Origin of the sequence: Dokdonella sp. (genome assembly GCF_039926425.1) — a bacterium.
In the GTDB taxonomy this organism is placed as follows: Bacteria; Pseudomonadota; Gammaproteobacteria; order Xanthomonadales; family Rhodanobacteraceae; genus Dokdonella_A.
The window spans coordinates 1-5190 of sequence record NZ_JBDSWZ010000262.1; the positions used below are offsets into that span (position 1 = coordinate 1).

The window sequence follows — 5190 nt, forward strand, 5'->3', positions numbered from 1 at the left end:
GAACTGGTCCTGGAACACCATGATGGTGTCGTAGGCGAGCGAACCGCAGATCAGAGCTGACATGGAGGATTCCGGAAGGCGCGCGGCGGTGCGAGTGCGGGAGCCGCGCAAACCGGTGAAGCTTACCCGACCGGCGCATCGGCCCGGAAACGCGATGCGCCAGCGGCGTGCAATGCGAACCGCCCGACAGCTCGAAACAAGCAGTGAAAATATCCCGAACCCTTCGCCAGACAAGGGTTTTTTAACCTCGCCGACCTTTTTCATGCGCGGGTAGCTGGTAGACTTGCGCGCTTTTCCCGTCCTCCATACAGGCTCGCGCCTCGCTCATGTTCAAAGGTTTACGCGGACTCTTCTCCAACGATCTCTCGATCGATCTCGGCACCGCCAACACGCTGATCTACGTGCGTGGGCAGGGCATCGTCCTCAATGAACCGTCCGTCGTCGCGATCCGCCAGGACCGCGGACCCGGCGGCCCGCGCTCGGTCGCGGCAGTGGGCGCCGACGCCAAGCGGATGCTCGGACGCACCCCGGCGGCGATCGTCACGATCCGCCCGATGAAGGACGGCGTGATCGCCGACTTCACGATGACCGAGGAAATCCTCAAGCAGTTCATCAAGAAAGTGCATCGCGCGCGCATGTTCCGCCCGAGTCCACGCGTTTTGGTGTGCGTGCCGTGCGGATCGACGCAGGTGGAGCGTCGCGCGATCAAGGAATCGGCAGAGTCGGCCGGTGCGCGCGACGTCTACCTGATCGAGGAACCGATGGCCGCGGCGATCGGCGCCGGCATTCCGGTGCACGAGGCGCGCGGTTCGATGGTGCTCGACATCGGTGGCGGCACGTCCGAGGTGGCGGTGATCTCGCTCAACGGCATCGTGTATTCGCAGTCGGTGCGCATCGGTGGCGACCGCTTCGACGAAGCAATCATCAACTACGTGCGCCGCAACCACGGCACGTTGATCGGTGAATCGACCGCCGAGAAGATCAAGATGGGCATTGGCTGCGCGTTTCCGCAGTCCGAAGTGATGGAGATCGAAGTCTCCGGTCGCAACCTCGCCGAGGGCGTACCGCGGCGCTTCACGATCAATTCGAACGAGATCCTCGAAGCGCTGCACGAGCCGTTGTCCGGAATCGTCAGCGCGGTACGCAGCGCACTGGAGCAGACTCCGCCGGAGCTGTGCTCGGATGTTGCCGACCGCGGCATCGTGCTGACCGGTGGCGGCGCGCTGCTGCGCGACATCGACCGCCTCATCTCCGAGGAAACCGGCCTGCACGTGCACGTCGCCGACGATCCGCTGACCTGCGTCGCCCGCGGCGGAGGCCGTGCGCTGGAACTGATCGACCTGCACGGCAGCGACTTCTTTGCGCCAGATTGATCGAGCGGAGATTCCGGACTCGTTTCAAACGAATCCCGGATGCGACCCTTGCGTTGCCGTCATTGCGTCAGCATCTTGGGCCGCAGTCGGGAAACGGTGAATGACGCAGGGAGTGGTGCACGGCCGCAAGAAGCCGCAACACTGCCTTTGATCGACGAATCCTGAGTCCCCAATTCCGGCCCCATGCCTCTCGCCCGCACCGACAATGCCACGCTGTTTGCAGAAGGTTCGGTCAGCACACTGCAGCTGATCGTCTATCTGGCCGCGACGGTGGCGCTGATGGTGCTGGACCATCGGGGCAACTATCTGCAGCTGCTGCGCCGCACCGGCAGCGTGGCGATCGAGCCGGCCTACCGGCTCGCAGCCTTTCCCGCCGACGTCGCACGCGCGACACGCAGCGCGGTGGCCACCCAGGACCGACTGGTCAGCGAAAACCGGGAACTGCGCGAGCAGCTGTTGCTGGCGCAGGCGCGCCTCAACCGCCTCGATACCCTGGTCGCGCAGAACGCGCGGCTGAAGGATCTGCTCGACGCGCAGAAGAACCTCGGTCTCGCGGTGCAGTTCGCGCGATTGATCGATATCGATCCGGATCCGTTCCGCCACCGCATCGTCCTCGATGTGGGCAGCTACCAGGGCGTGGTCGTCGGCCAGCCCGTGATCGATGCGCACGGCGTGATGGGGCAGATCGTCGAGGTCTTGCCGAACACCGCGGTCGCGATGCTGGTCACCGATCCGACCCACGCGATCCCGGTGGTGATCGAACGCTCGGGCCTGCGCACGATCGCACACGGCAGCGGCGCGATCGACCGGCTGGAACTTCCGAACATTCCGCTCAGCGCGGACATCCGCGTTGGCGACAAGCTGCTGACTTCCGGTCTCGGCGGGCGCTTCCCGGCAGGATTTCCGGTCGGCGAGATCCTCAGCGTGAAAAACGACAGCAACGGCATGTTCAACACTGCAGTTGCCCGGCCGGCAGCGGCGCTCGATCGCAGCGGCGAAGTGTTGCTGCTGCATGACCAGCCGCAGCCCTACGGACCGCCAAAAGAACAGTCCGACCCGGCGGGTCCGCCGGTCGATGCTGCAGCCGGTGCTGCACCGTGAATCGCTCGCGCGTCCAAGGGTGGCTGTTCGGTGGCAGTATCGCGATTGCGTTTCTGCTGCAGCTGATGCCGCTGCCGTTGGTGCTGTCGCCGCTCAAACCGTACTGGGTCGGCCTCGTTCTGATTTACTGGGCGATCGAACTGCCCGAGCGCGTCGGTCTCGGACTCGCGTTCCTGCTGGGACTTCTCGGCGACGTGCTGACCGGCGAGCTGCTCGGCGAGCAGGCCTTGCGGCTGATCGTCCTCACCTTCATCGTGCTGCGCTTCCGCGCGCGACTGCGGTTCTTTCCGGTCTGGCAGCAGGCATTCGCGGTGCTCGTGCTGCTGTTCAACGATCGCATCGTCACGCTGATGGTGCGCGGATTCTCAGGCGAAGCGATGCCGTCAATGGTGTTCTGGCTGTCGCCCATCGTCGGCATGCTGGTCTGGCCACTCGTTTTCCTCCTGTTCGACGACCTGCGCACACGGCTGCGCGCGAGCGATTGACCATGCAGCGACCGAATCGCAGCCGGGTCGCCCGGCGCTTTCGCCCGCTCAAGGAAGGTCGGCATGAGGCGGCGCAATTCCGGCGCCGCGCGTTGACCGGATTCCTGATCATCGTCGCGTGCCTGATGGCGCTGTCGTCGAGATTCCGCTACCTGCAGGTCACCCAGCACGACGAATTCAGCGCGCGCTCCGAAGCGAACCGCGTGCTGACGCGTCCGTTGGCGCCCGCACGCGGCCTGATCTACGACCGCAACGGCGTGTTGCTGGCGGAGAACGTCGCGGCGTTTCGCCTCGAAGTGACGCCCGAACAAGTCAAGGACATGCCCGCCCTGCTCGCGCGACTCGGCGACATCGTGCCGCTCGGCGACGACGACATCGCGCGCTTCAATGCGTTGCGCAAGGGCAAGCGCTCGTATCAGGGCGTGCCGCTGCGGCTGAAACTTTCCGAGGAGGAAATCGCGAAGTTCTCGATCAACCGTTGGGCCTTCCCCGGGGTCGAAGTGGTGCCCTATCTCACGCGCTCGTACCCGCTCGGCGAGGAGTTCGCGCACACGGTCGGCTACGTCGGGCGGATCGACGTCGATGACCAGTCCAGGCTCGACAAAGGCGATTACGCCGGCACCACCCACATCGGCAAGACCGGTATCGAGCGTTACTACGAGGATCGACTGCACGGCGAGGTCGGCTACGAAAAAGTGGAGGTCAACGCCGATCATCGCCCCTTGCGCGTTCTGGCCGATCGCGGTGCGCCGGTGCCCGGCGAAAATCTCTACCTCACGATCGATGCGCACCTGCAGGAAGTCGCCGAGGCCGCGTTCGAAGGCCGCGCTGGTGCCGCCGTCGTGATCGATCCGCGCAACGGCGAGGTGCTCGCGATGGTCAGCGTGCCGAGTTTCGATCCGAATCCGTTCGTCAACGGCATCGGCGGCGCCGACTACGCGGCGCTGCTTGCCGCGCCGGACAAACCGCTGCTCAACCGGATCCTCCGCGGTGGCTATGCGCCTGGGTCGACGATGAAGCCGTTCGTCGGGCTCGGCGGGCTCGAGCTCGGGCTACGGCGCCCGAGCGATACGGTGCTATCAACCGGCGAGTTCTTCATCCCCGGGCAGTCGCGCGCGTATCGCGACGACAAGCGCGGCGGACAAGGACGTGTCGATCTGGTGCAGGCCATTGCGCAGTCGGTCAATACGTACTTTTATTCGCTCGCGCTCGACATGGGGATCGATCGTTTCAGCGACGTGATGAGCCGTTTCGGTTTTGGCAAGCCGACCGGCATCGATCTCATTGGCGAGGGCGGTGGTGTGTTGCCCTCTCGTGCGTGGAAGCGCGCCCGCTACAACCAGACCTGGTATCCCGGGGAAACCGTCATCGCCGGCATCGGCCAGGGTTACTGGGTCGTCACACCGCTGCAGCTCGCCAATGCAATGGCGATGGTCGCCAACCGTGGAGTTCCACACACGCCGCACCTGCTGCTGAAAACCCAGAACGTCCACGGCACGATGCAGACGCCGCCCGCGCCTGCGGCGCGCGCCAGCGTGATTCACAAACCCGACAACTGGCTGCCGATCGAGCAGGGCATGATTGCGGTGGTCGATACGGGCACCGCGCGCGGTATTTTCAACGGCTTCCCTTACGTGGTGGCAGGCAAGACCGGAACAGCCGAACGGTACTCGCGCAAGGACGAAACGTGGACGAGCATCAGTTCCAGCCCGATCGAACGTCATCAGGTGCTGTTCGAGGCGTTTGCGCCGGCCGAGAGCGCTCGCATCGCGGTGATCGTTGCGCTCGAAGCCGGCCGCAGCGGCGCGCATGATGCCGCCCCGATCGTGCGCAAGATCCTCGACGCATGGCTTCCTGGCGATCGCGAATCCCAGGGACTGCCCGCGCTGCCGAGCGTCGGCGCATCGCCGCTGCCCGCTGGCGATGACCCTGCGCCGGCACTGGACGCAGCCGCGGACACCGACACCGGCGTCGCGAACGAGCCGGAGCCGACCGATCCGGTGATCGATCCGGTTCCGCAGAACGTCACGGGCGATCATCCATGATCGACGAGATCATTCTCGAATGGCGCCATCGGCTGCGCTTGGTATGGGGGCGCCCGCGGCTCGACCTGCCGCTGCTCGGAGGGTTGCTTCTGTTGATGGGCGTGGGCCTGACCACGCTGTACAGCGCAAGCGACCTGGACCGGTCGCAAGTCATTTCGCAAGCAATGCGCTTCGGGCTTGGCCTGG

The 5190-nt window shown here is 65.1% G+C and carries 5 protein-coding genes and 1 pseudogene; 5 read left to right on the forward strand and 1 reads right to left on the reverse strand.

Annotated elements, in window-relative coordinates; genetic code table 11:
• Positions 1-264, reverse strand: a 264-nt coding sequence (locus tag ABIV12_RS14940; RefSeq protein WP_348060725.1) for a hypothetical protein, incomplete at its 3' end; no start/stop codon positions are given.
• A gap of 62 nt (positions 265-326) precedes the next feature.
• Between ABIV12_RS14940 and ABIV12_RS14945 the strand changes: the two genes are divergently transcribed.
• From ABIV12_RS14945 to ABIV12_RS14965, 5 genes and pseudogenes are all read left to right on the forward strand, one after another.
• Positions 327-1373, forward strand: a complete 1047-nt coding sequence (locus ABIV12_RS14945; protein WP_348060727.1) for a rod shape-determining protein — start codon at positions 327-329, stop codon at positions 1371-1373.
• Between the two features lie 183 nt (positions 1374-1556).
• Entirely contained in the window at positions 1557-2474 is a 918-nt protein-coding gene (mreC, locus tag ABIV12_RS14950) for a rod shape-determining protein MreC (protein WP_348060729.1), read from the forward strand.
• Positions 2471-2959 carry a rod shape-determining protein MreD gene (gene mreD / locus ABIV12_RS14955; protein WP_348060731.1) on the forward strand — a complete coding sequence of 163 codons (489 nt, stop codon included), beginning with the start codon at positions 2471-2473 and terminating at the stop codon, positions 2957-2959. Before mreC ends, mreD begins: the two co-directional genes overlap by 4 nt.
• A gap of 2 nt (positions 2960-2961) precedes the next feature.
• The gene (gene mrdA / locus ABIV12_RS14960; RefSeq protein WP_348060733.1) at positions 2962-5004 is read left to right on the forward strand and encodes a penicillin-binding protein 2; all 2043 of its coding nucleotides are present in this window, start codon (positions 2962-2964) and stop codon (positions 5002-5004) included.
• Positions 5001-5190: pseudogene (locus ABIV12_RS14965) on the forward strand (rod shape-determining protein RodA); the annotation flags it as partial. The gene mrdA and the pseudogene ABIV12_RS14965, both read left to right, overlap by 4 nt.